Source organism: Burkholderia sp. 572 (assembly GCF_040545135.1).
GTDB classification, from domain to species: Bacteria; Pseudomonadota; Gammaproteobacteria; order Burkholderiales; family Burkholderiaceae; genus Burkholderia; species Burkholderia cepacia.
Map to the genome: position 1 here is coordinate 18,251 of NZ_JBEPLH010000035.1, position 16,023 is coordinate 34,273.

The window sequence follows — 16,023 nt, forward strand, 5'->3', positions numbered from 1 at the left end:
ATAGCGCGTGTCCCTAATAGGGACACGCGATCGGACCTCAACCTCCATGGCTTGGCTATGGCTGCCTGCTTCTCTCGTTCGCGCGCAGGTGAGCCCGAGAATGCCGGCCTCACCCGTCAGGCGCGCCAACATAGCTACGACATCAGACACGGCAAGCTCAGGAACAATCCTGGCAGATAGCGAATCTTCATACGCAGTTGACCAGTCAGAGCAATCCGACAGTCGGCGAACTTCATGCACCCAAGTACTTCCTCAAGACCTTCATCTAGCGTGCGGAATTGAACCTTGGTCGATCGCTCTACATCTGGTTTTGGCGACCCTATCCTCAACAAGCGAAATGGCTTCACTGTAGAAAGCAACCCTTTCATCCCAATGGCTTCCTTTCACGCATGTGCGAAAGACGAAGCTCGCGCGAAACCGGCGAAGGTATTCCGAGTCGACTGGTGCATCCTTGGAGAACCAGGCGACCGCGAAAGTTTCCTTCGCTAGCGCCTCCTGTTCGTCGACAAAGCCTAACCGTCGGTCTTCGCCATCCCGTCGGCCCTCTCCTTCCATGATGGAAAGTAGCGGGCACGAAAGCATGTTGCGGTAAGTCGATCGCGCGAAGGTTCTCGAGCGCAGCCAAGCTCCTCTTGTCAAAGTGCTCTTCGCCGCTGTTCGCTTTTTTGATAAGCGAGACGACATTGCAATCTAGAAGATGGAGGGTCTCGGTTGGGGCTGCTTCGGCGTTCATGGCGAGGGGGCTGCGAGGGCTTGGAGAACGTCAACATTCTTGACGCGGTGGTGACAATCCAGCTCAGCCATAGTTGACCCACAGCACCTCTCCGCCGGGACATTGTGTAGCTACTTGAGCCGCGGATCGAGGTTTTGGGCGCCGGGGCAGCGTGTCGCCCGCTGGTCGAACGTAAGCAACGGCACCCGGCTCGCGGCGCCGGCCTGACCGAAGTGCAGGCAGTCAGCGAAATCTCCGCCGTGTTCGCGATACAGGTGCAGTGCACGTTCGAGCGCGCCTTTCTCCTCAAAGCTCAGTTCCCGCGTTTCAAGCAGCGCCGTGAGCGCTGTCAAGATTTGCGGGCGCTCGAATCGGTAGCTTGACCGCAGCACCCATTCGAACCCGAGCATCACGGTCACAGGCTCGTAGAACGCTTCGGGTTGCACCGCCGAGGCCGAGAACAGTTCACATATGCATGCGACCTGGTTGAGGTCGTCATTGGTCGGCCACCGTACCAGAACCCGACCCCGGCCGCCTTTTTCATCAACCATTCAGTGCTGTAGAGAGATATATCGCGATACAGCATAGGCGGTAACCCGCTACCTGACGCCGCGCCATTCGCGCCGGCTGACGGTGCGGATCTCGCCGGCCGCATCTGCCGCCGCGGCCCTGAACCGCTGCCAGGCGAGCTCGAGCGCGGCCATCTGCTCCTCGGCGTCGGCCGCCAGCCGCTCCCGGTGATCCGTCAGCCAGGCGGAGAGCGCCTCGGGGTCGGCCCGGTCGTTCGCGCGGCGGCCGGGCGTGGCGAAGTGGCGGTGCAGGTCGTTGACCGACACCGCGTGGCCGAACAGCACGCGCATCAGCTGCCGCGTGGTGGTGATGGTCACGTCCGGCGGGGGTGGGGCGATCGCCTGCACGAACGCGATCACCGTGCGCGCCCGCGCGCGACGCTTGATGCCGCTCATCAGGCCGCGCAGGTGGCGGCTGCCGACGTCGGGGTGGTCGAGCATGGCCTGCACGGCGTCGTCGTGATCGGCCGGCGTGAAGAACGTCATGGTCCAACCGTGCTGTATGAAGATATATCTTTATACAACACGGAGTTTCGGCCGTCGAGCCGGGCCAAGAAATGGCACATCTGATAACTCTGCTTATCAGATGGGCGTTTGATGGTGGCATGCCCATCGCATAGTGGCCCCGGGCTGCGTGCCTCACTCCGCGGCGACGGCTCACCCAACTGTCCGTGAGGCTGCATCCGGCAGCCGCTTCACGGGATGAACGCATTGGCGAATGCCGGTTCCATTCCGTCACCCTGAATCAACCCGGCAATTTTCCGTACATCTTGACGTGCCCGGCAATTTTCCGTACAGTGACGCGAGGAGGTAACACCCTATGGCTACTACCCGCTTTGAAGCGCGCGTCGAGACCGACGTGCTGTCGGTGATCCGTCGGGCCGCCGAAATCCAGGGCCGCACGATGTCGGACTTCGTCGTCTCCGCCGCGCGCGAAGCCGCGCAACGTGCCATTTCCGATGCGGAAGTGATTCGTCTGTCGGTGGCGGATTCGGAGCGCTTCGTCGCGGCGATTCTGTCGCCCGCCAAGCCCACGGACGCATTGCAGCGTGCACTCGATCGTCACGACCAACTGCTGCGTAACGAATGACCGGTCCGCAGCTGACGGTGGCCGTGCTCGGCGCGGCCCATAATCGCACCGATTTTGAATGTGGCACGGCGGCGCTCGACCGCTACTTGCGCGAAACGGTGACGCAGGACGTTCGGCGTCGAGTGGCCGCGTGCTTTGTGATGCTCGATAGCAATGTCGTCGTGGGCTACTACACGCTGTCGGCCGCTAGCATCGCGTTGGCCGATTTGCCCCGGGAGGTGGCGCGCAAGCTGCCGCGCTATCCCGCAATCCCGGCGGTGCGCATGGGCCGGCTGGCCGTCGATCGCCGGTATCGCGGGAGGGGACTGGGTGCGGCATTGCTGGTCAATGCCCTGCGACGGGCCGCCAGCTCGGAGATCCCGGCCGTCGCTTTGACCGTCGACGCGAAGGACGAGGGCGCTGCGGCGTTCTATGGACACTTTGGCTTCCAGTCCCTCACGCACGATCCGTTGGCGTTGTTTTTGCCGTTGGCGACGATAAAGTAGGCGTGGTCGCCGCATTATGCGTCGATGTTAACCCGGTTGCGGCCGGGTTTTTGAAGCGCACCGTCAATGCCGATAACTCTGCTTATCGGCATTGCGTTTAATTCTCGAAAACCCCGGAGGGCGCTTTACAACGGGTCCTTGACACGTCTTTAAGACGTGCTATGCTGGTTCATACGTCTTTAAGACGGGTTCTGTTCAGGAGGCTTCATGTCGGTGTTGTACGTGTACCGATGCCCGGCCTGCGGCCACCGTGGCGAGACGCGCCGACCCGATGACTCACGCGAAGGCGAGGGCATGGCGTGCCCCCAGTGCGGTGCGATCGTCGCGCTCGAGTGGGACGGGGGCGTGACGCTCGACGGCCTGCCGCCCGGGTTCGCCGGCGACCCACCCGGCCCCGGCGCGACGCATCCGGCCGACGCGGCACCGGCGCCGACCGCAGCTGCCTTCAAGGCCCTGCGCTTGCGTGGCCGGCGCACCCAGGCGCAGGCCGCCGCGCTGTTGGGCGTGCTGCCGCGTCAGGTGCAGCGCTGGGAGGCGGGCGAAGCGCCGATACCGACCAACGCCTGGCCGCTGCTGCGCCGCGCCTGGGGCTATCGCTATCCGAGCGACTTCGCGCCGGCGCCGGACCCGATGACGCGCGGTTGCGACGCGCTGCGCGATCGCCCGCGCGACACGATCGAGCGAGGCGACGTGGTCGAGCTGCAGCCGGTCGACGGCCCGCGCCTGCGCGCGACCGTGTGCCTGGATCGCGTGCACGATGGCCTCGCCGACGAAGCGAGCTACGGTGCGTATGTGACGGAATTTGTCGGCGCGGCCGACGCCGGCGACGAATACCGCGGCTTCTTCATTCCGGAGCGCGTGACGTTTGCGCGGTCGAACGTGATCCACCTCGAGCAGCGCGCGCCGCGCCGCTGACCGAAACGCCTGCACCAGGAGCGACGATGAAAACTGCCTACGACCTGCTGCTGGACGCACCCGACGACCAGGTGACGCGCTGCCGCTTGGCGTGGAAAGCCGTGTCCGCCGGCGACTGGCAGGACGCCGCGCACTTCCTGCGCAACGCGGCCGAGGAGGCCGGCGCGACCCCGTGGGCGACCGATGCTCGCGCGCTGGCCGAAGCGTGCGCCGCGAAGGTCGCTGCCGCCTGAACGCCCCGATACCGGAGATCACAATGAACGCCAAAACCGAAGCGATCGCCAACGCAGATGCTCAGCTGAGCCGCGCGGGCCTCTACACCCATAGCGGCGTGCTCAACGAGCTGCGCTGCGTGCTCGAGGCCGTGAAGGCAGGGGTGCCGGAAACCGTGGGCTACGGCGAGATCGGGAAGCCGGCCTTCGCACATGGTTGGTCCGCTGCGATGGAACATGTCTACGGCGAGCTGGCGGCCGCCCGTGCATTGCTGCGCGAAATCGATGGGACCGAGCACGCATCGGGTGAACCGAGATGTTGGCGCGGTCCTCCCGCGTGGCGCACACGACGTATCGGCGGCCACTTCGGGCGAGGCGCTCTATACCCGATTGCGGTCGGCGCTTCCTGCCGACTATCCGGACAGCTGGGATGTGCTGGCGCCCAGATACCAAGCCGCGTTCGACGCGGCAGCGATGGGCGAGAACACGGCGACACGGTGACGGGAAATCGCACAATTAGAGGGGTGACTCGGTTTCCGCGAAATAATGCGTCTGCGTCGCGGTAATCATCAGTTTGAACACCTATACGGGGCACATTAACTGGAAAAGGGTGTGCCCCGATGAAACGCGAAACGGTGACTCTCTGGCTGAACTGCGCAGCCGCCGGCGTCCAACTGCTGTACTGGAGCGTCAAGCTGGGCCTGCTGTTCGGACCGATGCTCCACTGACAACCCCGCCCGCCCCGAGAGGGGCGGGCATTCGGCAGACTTACCGCGCGCGACTGCTCCCGCGAGCACCTGCCCGCCGACAAGGATCGAGAGAGCGAGACCATGACCGAGATCATCACGACCTACGACGAGTTGTCCGATTCGCAGCTGGCCGACGCGCAGCGGTTGTTCCCCGGCACGAGCAGCGATGACCCGTTTCGCTACGTGATCGTGGCCGGCAAGGTCCATCACCGGATCGGCGCGACCAAGCCGATCGCCGTTCGGATCGTCGACGACAGCGGGCCGCACTTCTTGCGCACCGATCAAGTTGTCGGCATCACGCCCCGCACGAAGTGGGGGAAAAAGGGCGTCGAGGTTCTGTTGCGTGCCGGCGCCGAACGCGAGCCCCATACGCTCTGGCTCGCCGTCGATCCCGACTACCTGGCCCGGCAGATTGGCTGGTAACCCGACTCACTCTGACAGGAGCGCGCAATGCGCAAAGAATACGAACTGCACACCGACGTGCTCGCGACGGTCGTCGCGGCAACCCCGGTCACGTCGAAGCACGCCGCGCTGCTGACCACGTTTGCGACCCGCACCGACTATCGCGGCGCGCGCTACGCGGTCACACGCGACGAGTTCTCTGAACGGCCGGCCCGCGTGATCGATGCAGACGGCCGCGAGATCGCAGCCGACTATCACGCGTGGATCGACGCCCAGCTCGACGCGCACGGCGGCTCGGTGGAGGACGTGTTGCTCGCGCACCGGGATTCCGGCTACCAATTGGTCGAGGTCCAGCCGCTGTTGCACTGCTTCGTGTTTGACCGTGGCGGTGACCAGGACAATTTCGTGCAGCTCGAGATCTGGGAAGAACAGGAATTCGTCGAGCGCGAGGTGTTTCCGCGCAGCACGCCGTGGCGCGTGCCGGATGTGCATGAATTGCAGTCCGGCTGGCACGACATGCCGGTCGCTCGCTTCGAGCGACGCACGCTCGGATCGCCGCGCTATCGGCTCGAGGCGGTGATCGACATGAAGCACTTTGCGGCGCTTGCCGAGACGACTCATAACGAGCGCCGGCAGCGCGACGGCGATCAGGAGTTGGTCGAGCGGAACCTCGACACGGGCGAATCGCGGGTGGTCAGTGTGCGCGAGCTCACGCCGGGCTACGACAACCAACAATGGCGCGGCCGCCGCTTCTTCGACGACTGGGCTGCGTCAAGCGCCGGCCAGGCGGGCGAGCGCGTCTGTCAGCGCTGGGTTTTCAGCACCGAGGACTACACCGATCCGCGTACCGGCCGCGCGATGGATTTCATACCGCGCTGGACCCACACGCGCAAGACCGCGGCGCTGAAGAACACCGCGAAGCTGGACGTGTACAGCCTGTACGGGAAGCTGACGCAGTTCGACGAGCGCATCGGCCATCGCTTCTCCTGGTACTTCTACGGTCTGCACGGGAACCTGATCCTGAGCGGGCAGATGGAGCGCGTGCTGGAGGCGGCCGAGGCGGGCCTGATCGTGCTGCCCGAGCACGACTACCGGGTGCTGCGGCGCTGGGGCGACGATCAATACGGGTTTTGACGGAGATCTCTGCGATGGCCAGCGAACCCGAAAAGTCGGATCACAACGGCCTGTTCACCGGCGCGACGTTGCTGGGGGTGCTCGGCATCGTCGGCGCGGTCGGGAAGTGGGGGCTCGACGTCTATCGGGCGCGCGTGATCGCCCTGACGGACAGTGGCCGCCGGGCACTCGACAATGCCGAGCAGCTCGAAGCGTACGCCTATCGCTGTCGACAACTGATCAACGAGAATGCCTTTGCGATCGCACAGATCTCACCAGAGAGCCAGCCCGAACACTTTGAGTTTGCTCTGCCCGAACTGGTCGAAATGGCGACGACCGGCCAGGGGGCGCGGCACTTGTCGCAAGAAGCGAGCTACCGCGACCTGCAGCGCGAGATCGCGGCAGTGAACCGGCAGGTTGGCGAGTGGTACGACTCGGAGTTCTATGGTCCCAGCTACGCGATCGAGCTCATTGAGCGCCGCGCATATGACGTCGCGGATCGTGCGCTCGCACTCGCCAACGTACTCCGGCGACAGTTCGGTCTTCCGCGTCGACAACTCAGTCAGTACGAGCGCGATATTGAGCGAAACATTCACGAACAGGCGATCGCGGGTAGGAAGCGGCCACCGATTTGGCGGGTAGGGGCGTTTGCGCGCTACCTACTGGCCAAGCAACGGTGCGCCCAGGTGCCGATGCGGATTTGCTTTCATGCCGCGCGGCGGAAGTGGACTGCGCGCCTGCGACAAGCGATCGGCCAGGGAGGACACTCGCGATGACCCGTGACCCGTGGAATATCGAACAGGATCGGACCGACGCCCAAGTTTGGCTATGGAGTGCCCTCGCCGAGATTCGGGTCGCCCGGAAGCTTGAGCCGAACCCACGTGGTCCAGGACTCGATGCACTGGAGAGGGAGGTGCAGGGGATTCTCGATGACTTGAGCGACCGCGCGAAATGGGCCGAGTACGACAACGACACGTCGCGATTCGTATGGCACATCCAGATGATCGCGGCGTGCCGCGCAATCCAGGTCATGCGAGGCCAATTTGGAGACACCTTTGACCGACTGGTTGACGTCGTCTACGGCAATGTGTGGCGGGCGTGGAATGCAGGCCCAATCAAACTGCTCGACGAAGCAGAGGGCAACATTTGAATTGAAAGTGCAAGCGTCATGCTGCGGCTCGAGCCCTCCAGTGACGCGGTTTGAAAATCTGCTACGACGCCTTGTATGTTCCCATGTAGCTCGACGGCAAACGGAAAAGGATAACGCGATGCAAATCACGCTCGATATGGCTAAGGAGATCTATCGACAGGCAATAGATCCCAGTGCCAGCGACGCTGAAGGTTCAGCATGGTGGGAAGAGGTTGCGGACGAAATTCGCGACGTCGTAGCAGCACGTACGATCGGCATCGCGGCCGAGCTGATTGCTTGGTGGCACCACGATTGGACGGGCATCAACGATACACCGAAGAGGGCAGCGTCGCGAATTCGAAATGCGGCGCGAAGCACGCGCCTCGGAGCATAGGAAAACAACATGATTGATCCGCGCGATATATTGACGAAAACCGAATGGATTCTCACCGGTGGCCAGGGGTGGAACTCGTTTTTTGGCGCACACGAGCGGGCGATCCGACACGCGTCTGTACACAACTGGTTCATTCAACCGGAGTCGGAAGCTCGGCTGTTCGAGGAAATCGAGAACTGCGGTTCCAACGTTGCCGAGCTGGACACATTGATGTCCGAATCGACTCGCGCGCTCCTCGGTGACATCCAACGCCGGATCGCCCACGACTATCCGCCGCGTGCCGATATTGTCAGCGAGGCTTTCGAACTCCACAGAGAAGGCCGCTATCTGGCATGCATTCCGCTCATGCTGGCAACAGCCGAAGGGATAGGGAGGGACGACACAGGTAAGTCGTTGTTCAATGTTCATCAAAACCGCCCAGAAATTGCAGGCTGGATCGAAAAGAACCCCGAGCGCCATCACGGGATCACGTTTCTATCGGCGCTGATGGAGAGCCACCCAATGGCAAAGCCACGGCCCGGCTTTCTGAGCAGGCACCAAGTGCTGCACGGGCGGCAATTGGATTACGGTAGCGAATTGTTCTCGCTTCAAGCGATATCGCTGGTCGGATTTGTCGGCTGGGCGTTCTCCGACGACGGGTTGATATCGCCTCAGGATATTGCAGCGCGAAAGCGAAGCAGCAGCCACCGCGCGTAATTGATCGAACATCCCATTCCGATTTGGAGTTGACGTCATGGCTCGTACCACTAGCAAAAAGCCGCCGGCCAGGCCGGCGCCGCAGTATGTCCAGGGCGTGGTGTTCTCGCTCGCCATGCGGACGGGCGATGTCGAAGTGATCCGTATACCGTTCCAGCACCGCGGACGGACATGGGCCGTCCATGCGATCGTCGGGCACGATGATGTCCTTTGCTATGCGGTTTCCGACGTGCTGACAGGCATGCACGTGCCGAAGAGTGAGGCGTCGAGCATCGACGCGTCGCGCGCGGTGGCGATTGCCACGCTAGACAAAGTCACGGACGAAAGCTGGGCCGACGCCTTCGGGGTCACTCGACCCGCGCTGGTCGAGTGACGACTCGCTGAGTCATGAAAGCTGATGAGAAAAGCTACCTCCCGTACTCGCAGGCCGCTGACCCGTGCGCAGCTGCTGCCGATCCCGGCCGCTGAGCTGCGCCGGATCCAGCTGAAGCACCACCTGGCGCTCGCGGCGCTGCGCGATGCGCACGCCGACGTCGCGCAGCTGGCGACGCTGCTGAATGCGATCTACCTCGCGTACTTCCTCGATCAGGCGGTTCCGGCACCATGTCGGCGCGCCGAGGCGGCAATCCACAACTGCATCGACCGCGCCGAGCGCGGCGGTCCGGGTGCGCTGAGCGACCTCGAGCGCGCCGCGGTCGAGCATGCGCTCGCGCGTCTGGACGCGCAGCTGGCCGCGGTACCGATGCATCGCTATGTCGCCGCGTTCGAGCGGCTTCAGCGCGTCACAACGGCCGACACGATCGCATCACCCATTCCTGCAGGCTGAACCATGGCGAACCGCCCCCAGCAGCTGGCCCAGATGCCGTTGCGCAGCTACTGCCGCACCGAATTCACGGCGCTGCGCGCGCGCGTGAAAGGCCTGCCAATCGAGACGATCGAGCGGCTGTACTTCGACCGCGATGCGGATGAGCCGGTCGACGTCGCGCAGCTGCTGCGCACGATGCGCGACGACCTGGTCGCGGCCGCACTGCGCGACGGTTCGCCCGTATTGAAATCCCACCTGCAGGCGGCGATCGAGAAATACGGCGAGCCGCGCCTGACGCCTGTGTCGCTGCAGCTGATCGAGCAGGTGGCCGGGCAGTGGGCGGTCGCGCAGCCGCAGGGCGATCACCCTGTCGGTCGCTGGTTCCGGCCGCTCATCGCCGCGCGCCTGGAAGGCGAGGGGATCCGCACGCTCGGGGAGCTCGTCGCCTTCGTGAACCGCCGCGGCGGCCAGTGGTGGCGATCGGTGCCCCGTATCGGCGTCGGTCGTGCCCGCGTGCTGGCCGCCTGGTTGAGGCGTCACGCGTCGTCGATCGGCGCGGCCGTCGAGGTCGACGTCGACGCCGGCGACGCGCTCGCGCCGACTGCGGCAAGCGTCACCGCCAGCGCCGGACAGCTGGCCCCGCTCGAGCGCCTCGCTCTGCCCGACGCGCTGTCCGGCGCTCACGGTGCCAACCGGGCACCCGTGTTCGCGTATTTGGGCGCTGAGCACGATCTGGATGCGATACGCGCGTACCTGCACCGATACGACGATCGGGCCGCGACGCAGCGGGTCTACAGGAAGGAGCTCGAGCGCCTCGTGCTGTGGTGCGTGGCGGAACGCGGCGTCGCGCTGTCGTCAATGCGGGTCGAGGATTGCGAAGCGTACAAGGCATTTCTCGCCGCGCCGGGCGAGCGCTTTACGGGGCCGCCGGTCGCGCGCACGAGTCGCCAGTGGCGGCCGTTCGCGCCCGGCGGCCTGTCTCCGGAAAGCCAGCGCTACGCGGTACGCGCGATCCGCGCGGCATTCACTTGGCTGGTGGCGGTGCGATACTTGGCTGGCAATCCTTGGGCGGCGGTCTCCGATCCGAGCGTCGTCAGGCGCGTGCGTAAGCTGCAGGTGGAGCGGGCGCTACCGCTCGACCTCTGGACGCGAGTGCGCGCAACGCTGGCCGAACGGAGTCAGCTGCAGGGTCCGAGCGGGCCGCGCTGGCGCGCCGCGCGTGCGTTGCTGCTGCTGATGGGGGATGGCGGCCTGCGGGTCGCCGAGGCGGCCGCGGCGACGCGTACGGGACTCGTCTGGATGCCGGCGGATGACGACGCGCCGGCCAGCTGGTTGCTTGAGGTGATCGGGAAGGGCAACAAGCAACGCTACGTGCCGATCAGCGACGAGTGCGTCGACGCGCTGCGTGCGCACTGGCGTGATCGCGGCCAGGATCTCGACGCGGCGGCCGCGGCGAAGCCGCCCGGGTTGCCCCTGGTGGCGCCGCTGGTCATCCCGCCGACGCCGCGTGCGCGCAAGAAATTCGGCGAACCCGTCGATTGCGAGGAAGAGAGCGCCGGCGTCACAACCGGTGGCGGCTATTCTGTGCGCGGTGCGCGCGGGCTCACGCAATGGGCGATCGGGCAGCTGCTCGAATTTATGCCGGATCTGCGCGAGGCCGAGCGCCGCAAGCTATCGAGCACGTCGCCGCACGCGTTCCGGCACACGGTCGGCACCCAGATGCTGGCCGCCGGCGTCGCGCTCGAGGTCGTGCAGCGCACGCTCGGACACGCGTCGCTCGGTACGACGTCAATTTATGTGTCACCGGAGGAAGCCAGGATGCGTCGAGAGGCAGCGAAATATCATGCACGTTTGGCTCGCGACAACGGGGAACATCGATGATGACCGATGCCGAACTGCGGCAACGCCTAGTTGACCACGAAGACCAACAGGTCGAGCGCAAATCAGAAGGCGTAAGGCCAGCGGAATTGCGGCAGACGCTGAGTGCCTTTGCGAACACGCTTCAACAGAATGACGTCGGGATTCTATTTATCGGTGTCGCGGACAAGAACGGGGTGATCACGGGCGTAGCTAACTCCGACAGCCTCCAGAAGCGCGTGCGCGAAGCAGCGGAGGACTGCTTTCCACCGATCCGATGCTACGAGTCCCACGCCTTCACGGTCGACGACAAGACGGTCGTGGCTGTCGTTGTCAGTGGGAGTAACGAACGTCCCCATTTCACTGGACCCGCGTACGTGCGAGTAGGCTCGGAGTCGGTCAATGCGTCGGCCGAGCAATTCGACGAGCTTATTGCGAGCCGTAACGAAAAGGCAGGCGCAATTCTGCGAATGAGAGATCAGCCCTTTACGGTTGAAGCGATCGGCCGACGCTTCCATAGTCCAATGCCTGCGCCGGGAGCTCGGTACCAGAGCGAAGGGCGAGTAGTAGGATGCGACGCCCATCGTGTGCGTCTAATCGTGTATGCCGCCGGCGCGCCTGCTTGGGCAATCTCCGAACCGCTCGAGCGGGTTTCGATTAGCCACGACGAGCGGGAACACAGGCCGATGCTGATTCTCCGTCCCGAACCTTGAAGTGGGCGTCGTCGACCGGCCGAAAAGGAGCTCACCGAAACGTCGCGCGAGGTTGCCGCCACGCCAAACTGACGCGCCACACTTGGCCGCGTACACGATTGTCGACCAACCATGGAACAAACCAAGCACAAGCCAGAGCCCGTTCAGCAGGGTAACCCTTACAAGCTGACGCGAAACCAGCACATTTTCCCGCGAGCAAGCATTGAGCGGTTCCGCAATCCGAAAACGGGCTTGTCGGCGCTCAGTCTCGCTGCAAAGAAGGTCATCTACAACGTCGATGCCGGGAACAAGCTCTTTTGTGCCAACCACGTGTGGGATCAGCGGGCCGAAGGGGGCTTTGGTGCAAGCATCGAATGTGATTTCCAGTCCCTCGCCGAGCGGCTGATAAAGGGTGACACGCGGTGGCTGAGTTTGAATCACCGGCTGATCACTCGGTTCTACGCACTCTGGCAAGGGCGAGCAAGGTACGCTGATAGTCCGGAACCTGCAGTCAAGTTCAATGCCGGCCGCGGTACTCCAGACCTGACCCGGGATTTTAAGGAGCGCCTGGAGGCGTGGCATACGCTCTACATTGACGAAGAGAATTCGATACCGAGTCGTCAGGCCACTGGGCTTCATATTGAACATGGGATCATGGTGGCCATGAGGGAGCAGGGTGCGTTGAAGTGGCGCTTGTGCCGCGCGAGCCCGGACGCGGGGGAATTTCTGGTGCCCGATACTCCGGCGAATTTCTATATTCCCCTGACGCCGACTCTGGCCTTACTCGGTGCGTCCGACATCGACGTTGCACGGCCGAACGTGATGAAGGTCATCAACTTGACGGCGTTGGCTCATAGCCGCAGATTCGTGATCGCACATGATTGGACCCGCTGCTTCGTCGACTACAGCGAACATAAATTTATGCATTCGCGATTGCGGTCCCGCCTCAATCTCTTCCCTGACGATTGCGTGCTCGCTCGAAACAACTGACCGCCCCTGTTCGGCGACGATGAAAAATCGTCAAACGAGGTCGACGGCGCGAAGTGCTCTGCTACGATGCCATCAAGTCTTGAGAGAGTGCCCAGCGCTTATGCTCGCTTGGTGATGGGCAAAACCGAACCTCCCGTGACCCAGAGGGCTGCCGCGAAGGCCATAGGGGTAGCCCTCGCCTCTGCCTCCCGTTGACAACCTGTGAGGCGAGGGCGCTTTCTACGGAGGGCAGTGCGCTAAAATCCTTCGCAAGCAGGCCGACGAGATTCGGGCTGGAAATGTGAGAGATCGAGAGGGCACATGTTCAAGGCTACTGCAGGCATAGCGATCGGCGTCGCTTTTCTCATTATTGCGGCGATCATCGGATGGTCTACCCGAGGTTTCCTGCAGACGGCGATCGCGGTCCCCGGTGAGGTCGTCAGCCTCAATGCCGGCGGAAGCCACCCTCAGATCGAATTCGTGACGAAAACTGGTGAACGTATATCGTATCCGCAGGGCGGAATGATCTACGGCACCAAGGTCGGCGACAAGGTCACGGTGCTGTATCAGCCGGAGGCGCCGGCACGGACTGCCACAATCGACAAGCTTGGCGCTGTGTGGAACTGGACGCTGATGGCGGCCATATTCGGCGTCGGATTCATTCTCTTCGCGTTGATGAATCTCCCGCCCAAAAAATAACAGCACTGAGAGGATCGGCCGTGTCAATTCTGAGACCCAGCAACTGGAGCTACAAGACGGGTGCCACGGGCGGCGTCAGCATCGAGTTCGTCGTCGCCTCGGGTGGCACTATCGTTCTCGCTGATCCCGCCGGCAAAGAAACAGACTTCTACTATGGAGGCGTGGGTGTCGGCATTGGTTTCGGGCTTCGTGTCCCGAAGATCAAGCTCCCGCGATTTTCCTTGCCGGAGATCAAGATCCCCAAGATCGCCGGGCGTGAAGTCGGAGGCGCAGGCTCAGCCAAGTCCTTCGACAGCGCGGGGCTTATCTACATGGCGCCCGCGTTTCAGGGCACTGAACTTGCCGAGTCCGATTTCCAGGGTGCCACGGTGTATCTCGACGGCGGTGTAGGCATCGGATACGGTAAGGCCGGATCGGCCATGATCCTTGGAATCAATTCCGCGCAGCTCGCGCTAGGGTTGTCGAATCCCGCGATGTCCTGGCTCGCCGAGATCGCCATCGCGCACGCGCCGGCGATTCTCGTCATGGGCGGCACTACCGTTGGCTTGCAAGCGGGTGCTGGCGCCGGCATTCTCGTCGGCTACCTGCATTGACTAGATCAGCGGGCGCGTTCCCGGCCGCGCAGGACATCGCAGCAGTTCACCGGACGTCTGCGACGAGCGAATGACTAATTCGACATAGCTGTTCGTCGGCGCGTACGGAGCGAACAGCGTGTCGAGCGTTCTCGCGAATACGTGCAGCGAGACGTCGCGCAACATGCCTTCGTCCAGTGATACCACGACTTCAACTCCCCGCACGAACGACGGAAATTGGTTGTCGAGCGGCATCCACCTGATCGCCGGCGCGTAATCTAAGCCCATGATCGCATCGATGCTGCGTTGCGCGACGATGTTTGCGCGCGGAGCGTGCAACCGCAAAAAGTCTTTGAATGCCTTCAGGCCGGTTTGCGTCAGGTCAAACGGATGCAGGGACATGCCCGCAACGACTCGCCAAAGCGAGTCGTGCCCGCGCGGCAAGGTGCTCGGCAGCGTCGGCCGCGTGAGCAGCCGGATCGGGCAGGTCAGCGCTGCGCCCTCATGTAGCAGGTCGCTGTCCGGCGCGCCGATCGGCAACCGAGACGGCTGGTCGCCGTTGGTGGCCGTCACGTTGACCTCGATCTGTGGATGCTTCGGCAGGACACTACCGCCGTCCAGACCGACCAGCGAGAGCAGAAGCGACGAGCGCGCCGGTCCTGCCGCCGAGTGGGGGGCGCGAAACGCGGTCCAGTATACGATCGAGGAATCGGCCGGGCGCCCATGACTGAAGGCTCGGTACGGCAGCACGGTCGTGCGCGCGAGATCCCTTGGCGACGGCGCGTCCTTGTCCTGTTCAGCTTCAGCCCGGTCGCCCAGATGGACGGCGTCGATCGAATACACGTTGAGCGGGGCACCGGTTTCCAGCGGCTCGGGCACGACCGGGTACGCATTGTCAGCGCCCGTCAACTGGATCGGCGTCGCATTGCGCTTAAATAGGTTGATGACGGGCGTGCAGAACAATCGGAATGCACTCGCGTCCAGGTCGGTCAAGGTCGCCGCGGTGGCCGCCTGCAGCCGCGCGCTTTGGATCGCGACGTGCAACGTGAGGCGCTTTGCCGTCGGCGCACGCGCAGCGCGACGCATCCGCCCGAGATCGATGTCGATGAAGTCGAACTTCTCAGGGAAGGCGAACGATTCGAGCAGAACCTGGTACGCGTCCGAGGTCGGCACCGATTCTTTCGGAATCAGCCGTTCATTCTCGTCGAAGCCCACCGATTCGATCGGGATCTTAGATAATTTCGACCACCGACCACTTTGCTCGACTTCGACGAATGCTGCTCCGGCCTGCAGCAACAGTGCATCGGCGAGCGCGGCAACTCGAGGTCGATCGCCGGTCAGATGAACGCGGACAGAGCCATGCGGAATTGCGTCATCGAAGGTCTCGGTCGCCGACTCGCTCGCGAACGTAATCGAGAGGATGCCTGCCACCTTGTCGGGCAGCTGGACCACGGACGGCGCCAGTGTGGCCGGCGCGTAGCGCGCAGAGTCAATCCGCAAAGGCGACAGTTTCACGTCGTACGTGGTTTGAAACCGGCACGGCGCCGCATTGGCGTCGAGCAAGGTGCCGCGGGGCATCGAGAGCGGCGTCGTCAACTGACCGAAGAGATCTGTCGGGTCGAATTGCGCGATTGCACACGCAGGCAGCGTCCGCAAGTACTCCGGGTACAACACTTCGAGTAGCGATTCCGTGAACTCCGGATAGGTGTCCTCAAGCTTCGCATCGACACGGGCGGCCAGCAGCGCGAACGTCTGGACCATCCGGTCGACATGCAGATCGCCTTGCCCATTTGCGATCCCAAGCCGCGCGCCGATTTTCGGATAGCGCTGAGCAAATTCGGTGATGCCGCGTAACAGCAGGCCAACCTCGTATTCGTAGTGGGGTAGCAGGTTATCCATTCACCTTCCATACAGCTCCGTCCCCATATGCAAGGTTCAAGAAACGCAAAACTTGATCCTTCCG

21 protein-coding genes are annotated in these 16,023 nt (G+C 63.3%); 18 read left to right on the forward strand and 3 right to left on the reverse strand.

All coding sequences use genetic code 11. The features are described 5' to 3' along the window. Window positions 1-843: 843 nt before the first annotated feature. Both ABIC51_RS37625 and ABIC51_RS37630 read right to left on the reverse strand, forming a co-directional pair. Window positions 844-1,263 carry a type II toxin-antitoxin system VapC family toxin gene (locus ABIC51_RS37625; protein WP_354006976.1) on the reverse strand — a complete coding sequence of 140 codons (420 nt, stop codon included), beginning with the start codon at window positions 1,261-1,263 and terminating at the stop codon, window positions 844-846. Between the two features lie 48 nt (window positions 1,264-1,311). Further along, the gene (locus ABIC51_RS37630) at window positions 1,312-1,767 is read right to left on the reverse strand and encodes a hypothetical protein (RefSeq protein ID WP_354006977.1); all 456 of its coding nucleotides are present in this window, start codon (window positions 1,765-1,767) and stop codon (window positions 1,312-1,314) included. A 334-nt stretch (window positions 1,768-2,101) separates the two neighbouring features. Here ABIC51_RS37630 and ABIC51_RS37635 point away from each other — a divergent pair, with 334 nt between their 5' ends. The 18 genes from ABIC51_RS37635 (at window position 2,102) to ABIC51_RS37720 (ending at window position 14,081) form a co-directional block, all read left to right on the forward strand. Next, window positions 2,102-2,371: a type II toxin-antitoxin system TacA family antitoxin gene (locus ABIC51_RS37635; RefSeq protein ID WP_354006978.1), complete on the forward strand. Its 270-nt coding sequence runs from the start codon at window positions 2,102-2,104 to the stop codon at window positions 2,369-2,371. After that, window positions 2,368-2,856, forward strand: coding sequence for a GNAT family N-acetyltransferase (locus tag ABIC51_RS37640; RefSeq protein WP_354006979.1), 489 nt, complete (start codon window positions 2,368-2,370; stop codon window positions 2,854-2,856). The genes ABIC51_RS37635 and ABIC51_RS37640 overlap by 4 nt, the downstream gene beginning before the upstream one ends. Before the next feature lie 207 nt (window positions 2,857-3,063). Beyond that, complete coding sequence (locus ABIC51_RS37645; protein WP_481193001.1) at window positions 3,064-3,771, forward strand: hypothetical protein; 708 nt, start codon at window positions 3,064-3,066, stop codon at window positions 3,769-3,771. A gap of 26 nt (window positions 3,772-3,797) precedes the next feature. Then, window positions 3,798-4,004, forward strand: a complete 207-nt coding sequence (locus tag ABIC51_RS37650) for a hypothetical protein (protein WP_354006981.1) — start codon at window positions 3,798-3,800, stop codon at window positions 4,002-4,004. A gap of 23 nt (window positions 4,005-4,027) precedes the next feature. Next, entirely contained in the window at window positions 4,028-4,549 is a 522-nt protein-coding gene (locus ABIC51_RS37655) for a hypothetical protein (protein ID WP_354006982.1), read from the forward strand. 264 nt (window positions 4,550-4,813) lie between these two features. Further along, on the forward strand, window positions 4,814-5,155 hold the full coding sequence (locus ABIC51_RS37660) for a hypothetical protein (protein ID WP_354006983.1): 342 nt from the start codon (window positions 4,814-4,816) through the stop codon (window positions 5,153-5,155). A gap of 27 nt (window positions 5,156-5,182) precedes the next feature. After that, window positions 5,183-6,268 (forward strand): hypothetical protein, encoded by a 1,086-nt coding sequence (locus ABIC51_RS37665; protein ID WP_354006984.1) that lies wholly within the window; start codon window positions 5,183-5,185, stop codon window positions 6,266-6,268. Between the two features lie 14 nt (window positions 6,269-6,282). Further along, window positions 6,283-7,023, forward strand: a complete 741-nt coding sequence (locus tag ABIC51_RS37670; protein ID WP_354006985.1) for a hypothetical protein — start codon at window positions 6,283-6,285, stop codon at window positions 7,021-7,023. After that, a complete protein-coding gene (locus ABIC51_RS37675; RefSeq protein WP_354006986.1) occupies window positions 7,020-7,397 on the forward strand; it encodes a hypothetical protein in 378 nt (125 codons plus the stop codon). Before ABIC51_RS37670 ends, ABIC51_RS37675 begins: the two co-directional genes overlap by 4 nt. A gap of 118 nt (window positions 7,398-7,515) precedes the next feature. Beyond that, on the forward strand, window positions 7,516-7,770 hold the full coding sequence (locus tag ABIC51_RS37680) for a hypothetical protein (RefSeq protein ID WP_354006987.1): 255 nt from the start codon (window positions 7,516-7,518) through the stop codon (window positions 7,768-7,770). Between the two features lie 9 nt (window positions 7,771-7,779). Beyond that, window positions 7,780-8,466: a hypothetical protein gene (locus ABIC51_RS37685; RefSeq protein ID WP_354006988.1), complete on the forward strand. Its 687-nt coding sequence runs from the start codon at window positions 7,780-7,782 to the stop codon at window positions 8,464-8,466. Between the two features lie 37 nt (window positions 8,467-8,503). Beyond that, window positions 8,504-8,839 carry a hypothetical protein gene (locus ABIC51_RS37690; protein ID WP_354006989.1) on the forward strand — a complete coding sequence of 112 codons (336 nt, stop codon included), beginning with the start codon at window positions 8,504-8,506 and terminating at the stop codon, window positions 8,837-8,839. Between the two features lie 24 nt (window positions 8,840-8,863). Beyond that, complete coding sequence (locus tag ABIC51_RS37695) at window positions 8,864-9,292, forward strand: hypothetical protein (RefSeq protein WP_354006990.1); 429 nt, start codon at window positions 8,864-8,866, stop codon at window positions 9,290-9,292. Between the two features lie 3 nt (window positions 9,293-9,295). Continuing rightward, a complete protein-coding gene (locus ABIC51_RS37700; protein WP_354006991.1) occupies window positions 9,296-11,152 on the forward strand; it encodes a site-specific integrase in 1,857 nt (618 codons plus the stop codon). Further along, window positions 11,149-11,841 carry an AlbA family DNA-binding domain-containing protein gene (locus ABIC51_RS37705; RefSeq protein WP_354006992.1) on the forward strand — a complete coding sequence of 231 codons (693 nt, stop codon included), beginning with the start codon at window positions 11,149-11,151 and terminating at the stop codon, window positions 11,839-11,841. Before ABIC51_RS37700 ends, ABIC51_RS37705 begins: the two co-directional genes overlap by 4 nt. 111 nt (window positions 11,842-11,952) lie before the next feature. Continuing rightward, window positions 11,953-12,810 carry a DUF4238 domain-containing protein gene (locus tag ABIC51_RS37710; protein WP_354006993.1) on the forward strand — a complete coding sequence of 286 codons (858 nt, stop codon included), beginning with the start codon at window positions 11,953-11,955 and terminating at the stop codon, window positions 12,808-12,810. Window positions 12,811-13,110: 300 nt separating this feature from the next. Then, window positions 13,111-13,488, forward strand: a complete 378-nt coding sequence (locus tag ABIC51_RS37715) for a DUF3592 domain-containing protein (RefSeq protein WP_323632169.1) — start codon at window positions 13,111-13,113, stop codon at window positions 13,486-13,488. Window positions 13,489-13,508: 20 nt separating this feature from the next. Further along, window positions 13,509-14,081, forward strand: a complete 573-nt coding sequence (locus ABIC51_RS37720) for a hypothetical protein (RefSeq protein WP_323632168.1) — start codon at window positions 13,509-13,511, stop codon at window positions 14,079-14,081. Here the strand turns inward: ABIC51_RS37720 and tssF are convergent, their stop codons facing one another. Beyond that, complete coding sequence (gene tssF, locus ABIC51_RS37725) at window positions 14,082-15,959, reverse strand: type VI secretion system baseplate subunit TssF (RefSeq protein WP_354006994.1); 1,878 nt, start codon at window positions 15,957-15,959, stop codon at window positions 14,082-14,084. Window positions 15,960-16,023 lie beyond the last annotated feature (64 nt).

What these genes read in the sequence shown, in the direction of transcription:
- ABIC51_RS37625 (WP_354006976.1), bottom strand. Translation starts at nt 1,263, where the DNA reads ATGGTTGATGAAAAAGGCGGCCGGGGTCGGGTTCTGGTACGGTGGCCG.
- ABIC51_RS37690 (WP_354006989.1), top strand. Translation starts at nt 8,504, where the DNA reads ATGGCTCGTACCACTAGCAAAAAGCCGCCGGCCAGGCCGGCGCCGCAG.
- ABIC51_RS37675 (WP_354006986.1), top strand. Translation starts at nt 7,020, where the DNA reads ATGACCCGTGACCCGTGGAATATCGAACAGGATCGGACCGACGCCCAA.
- ABIC51_RS37705 (WP_354006992.1), top strand. Translation starts at nt 11,149, where the DNA reads ATGATGACCGATGCCGAACTGCGGCAACGCCTAGTTGACCACGAAGAC.
- ABIC51_RS37695 (WP_354006990.1), top strand. Translation starts at nt 8,864, where the DNA reads ATGAGAAAAGCTACCTCCCGTACTCGCAGGCCGCTGACCCGTGCGCAG.
- ABIC51_RS37655 (WP_354006982.1), top strand. Translation starts at nt 4,028, where the DNA reads ATGAACGCCAAAACCGAAGCGATCGCCAACGCAGATGCTCAGCTGAGC.
- ABIC51_RS37660 (WP_354006983.1), top strand. Translation starts at nt 4,814, where the DNA reads ATGACCGAGATCATCACGACCTACGACGAGTTGTCCGATTCGCAGCTG.
- ABIC51_RS37635 (WP_354006978.1), top strand. Translation starts at nt 2,102, where the DNA reads ATGGCTACTACCCGCTTTGAAGCGCGCGTCGAGACCGACGTGCTGTCG.
- ABIC51_RS37700 (WP_354006991.1), top strand. Translation starts at nt 9,296, where the DNA reads ATGGCGAACCGCCCCCAGCAGCTGGCCCAGATGCCGTTGCGCAGCTAC.
- ABIC51_RS37650 (WP_354006981.1), top strand. Translation starts at nt 3,798, where the DNA reads ATGAAAACTGCCTACGACCTGCTGCTGGACGCACCCGACGACCAGGTG.
- ABIC51_RS37710 (WP_354006993.1), top strand. Translation starts at nt 11,953, where the DNA reads ATGGAACAAACCAAGCACAAGCCAGAGCCCGTTCAGCAGGGTAACCCT.
- ABIC51_RS37665 (WP_354006984.1), top strand. Translation starts at nt 5,183, where the DNA reads ATGCGCAAAGAATACGAACTGCACACCGACGTGCTCGCGACGGTCGTC.
- ABIC51_RS37715 (WP_323632169.1), top strand. Translation starts at nt 13,111, where the DNA reads ATGTTCAAGGCTACTGCAGGCATAGCGATCGGCGTCGCTTTTCTCATT.
- ABIC51_RS37685 (WP_354006988.1), top strand. Translation starts at nt 7,780, where the DNA reads ATGATTGATCCGCGCGATATATTGACGAAAACCGAATGGATTCTCACC.
- ABIC51_RS37670 (WP_354006985.1), top strand. Translation starts at nt 6,283, where the DNA reads ATGGCCAGCGAACCCGAAAAGTCGGATCACAACGGCCTGTTCACCGGC.
- ABIC51_RS37640 (WP_354006979.1), top strand. Translation starts at nt 2,368, where the DNA reads ATGACCGGTCCGCAGCTGACGGTGGCCGTGCTCGGCGCGGCCCATAAT.
- ABIC51_RS37630 (WP_354006977.1), bottom strand. Translation starts at nt 1,767, where the DNA reads ATGACGTTCTTCACGCCGGCCGATCACGACGACGCCGTGCAGGCCATG.
- ABIC51_RS37645 (WP_481193001.1), top strand. Translation starts at nt 3,064, where the DNA reads ATGTCGGTGTTGTACGTGTACCGATGCCCGGCCTGCGGCCACCGTGGC.
- ABIC51_RS37680 (WP_354006987.1), top strand. Translation starts at nt 7,516, where the DNA reads ATGCAAATCACGCTCGATATGGCTAAGGAGATCTATCGACAGGCAATA.
- tssF (WP_354006994.1), bottom strand. Translation starts at nt 15,959, where the DNA reads ATGGATAACCTGCTACCCCACTACGAATACGAGGTTGGCCTGCTGTTA.